This window comes from uncultured Meiothermus sp., assembly GCF_937863175.1.
GTDB lineage: Bacteria > Deinococcota > Deinococci > Deinococcales > Thermaceae > Meiothermus.
Genome location: NZ_CALMCQ010000210.1, coordinates 1 through 1,837, shown reverse-complemented (window position 1 = coordinate 1,837; position 1,837 = coordinate 1). Strand labels below are relative to the sequence as shown.

At 61.5% G+C, this 1,837-nt stretch carries 2 protein-coding genes; one reads left to right on the top strand and one right to left on the bottom strand.

What is annotated here, in order from left to right:
- Nucleotides 1-734: galactokinase (locus Q0288_RS08245; RefSeq protein WP_299429416.1), on the top strand; the 734-nt coding region annotated here is incomplete at its 5' end.
- A gap of 129 nt (nt 735-863) precedes the next feature.
- Here the strand turns inward: Q0288_RS08245 and hslO are convergent.
- Nucleotides 864-1,790: an Hsp33 family molecular chaperone HslO gene (gene hslO / locus Q0288_RS08240; RefSeq protein ID WP_299429415.1), complete on the bottom strand. Its 927-nt coding sequence runs from the start codon at nt 1,788-1,790 to the stop codon at nt 864-866.
- Nucleotides 1,791-1,837: the final 47 nt, after the last annotated feature.

Genomic DNA, 1,837 nt, shown 5'->3' with positions numbered 1-1,837 from the left:
AGGTGCCCATCACCGGAGGGCTTTCCAGCTCGGCCGCACTGGAGGTGGCCACGCTACGGGCTTTGCGCGAACTTTATAATCTTCCCCTGGATGACGTGCAGATCGCCCTGCTGGCCCAACAAGCCGAGGTGGAGTATGTGGGGGTGCGCTGCGGCATCATGGATCAGATGGCTTCCTCGGTGGGGCGACTGGGGTACGCATTGTTTCTAGATACCAGAGACCTCACCACGCAGCTTGCGCCCTTACCGCCGGGTTACCGGGTGGCGGTAGTGGATTCTACGGTACCGCGCCGCCTGGCCGAGTCGGGCTACAACACCCGCCGAAGCGAATGCGAGAAAGCCTGTGCACTGCTGGGTATCTCATCGCTGCGCGAGCTTTCCCCCCCCGATCTGCCCCGCATCGCCACCCTGCCCGAACCCATCAACCGTCGCGTCCGCCATGTTGTAACTGAGAACCAGCGGGTCCTGGAGGGGGTAAGGGCGCTGGAACAAGGTCACATCCAGCGCTTTGGCGAGCTGATGGTGGCCTCGCACGTCTCTCTGCGGGACGACTACGAGGTCTCAATTCCCGAACTCGACCAGCTCGTGGAAGCCGAGTTGCGCCACGGAGCCATCGGCGCACGCCTGACCGGAGCGGGCTTTGGCGGCTCGACCGTAGCGCTCGTCGAAAAATCTCGATACGAAGAGTTCAAAAAGGGCGTGCTGAACAACTATCCCAGGGCTCGGTTTTTGTAGATCCCACAAATAAACCTGGAGTCTGTACGGCTACACCGCTATGGGTGTTGCAGCAACCCGAAGAGCGCCGGGGACAAAGCCTATCACTCCCTGGTTGGGGGCTGGCCGTTGGAAGACGGTTGCGAAAGCTCAGGCTTGGGGCGCCTCACCCACCAAGCCCTCAGCGAGCGACAGGGAGCGAATTTCCTCGGGGGTGATCTGGTATATTTCGCCGCACCAGTGGCAGGAAACCTCAGCCCCGCCGTCCTGAACAATCATCTCTTCACGCTCCTGGGGCGAGAAGTGAGCCAGGGCATTCAAAGCCCGTTCGTGGCTACAACGGCACTGAAAGTGCAGCGGTATATGGCCCTCGCGGAAGCCCACCACGCTCAGATCGGTGGGGTCGTAGTCCAGACCCTCCATCAGGGTTTCGACTGAGCCGTCCAGCCCTTTCTCGAGCAGTAAATCGGTAATGCTGGTACGGCCTTGCAGGTTCTGCTCGAGCCTGCCAATCACCTCATCGGGACAGCCGGGCAACACCTGAATCGCCACCCCACCCGCAATGTGTACTGCACCCGAACCGTTCACCCGCACCCCCAATAACACTGCCGAGGGTATTTGCTCGGACTGCCAGAGATAGCGGGCCAGATCTTCGGCGATTTCCCCACTGACCAGTTCGACGCTGGACTGATAGAGCTCTTCGTTGGACAGCAGCCGAGCTACCTTAAGTTCCCCTCTGCCGATGGCCGCCCCCACATTGAGCTTGCCATCGGCGCGCAGAGGGGGATCAGCCTGGGGATTTTTGACATAGCCCCGCACCAACCCATCCGGTGCGGCTTCCACCACTGGCCCGCCCAGTGGTCCATCGCCGACAAACTGCAGGCTCACTCGCTCTCTGGGCGTTTTGGAGAGCAAGAAGGTGAGCAGCAAAACCCCACTCATGGCCCGGCCCAGCGCAGCGGTGGCGGTGGGCGAAAGCTGGTGGCGTTCTCTGGCTTCCTCGGCAATATCGGTGGTTTCCAGAGCCAGCACCCGCAGGTTTCCCTCGGCGGCCAGCCCGCGAATCAAACGGCCCATAACCCTCCGATTGTAGCAGCAACGCCACTGGCAATAGAGGGCTGGTG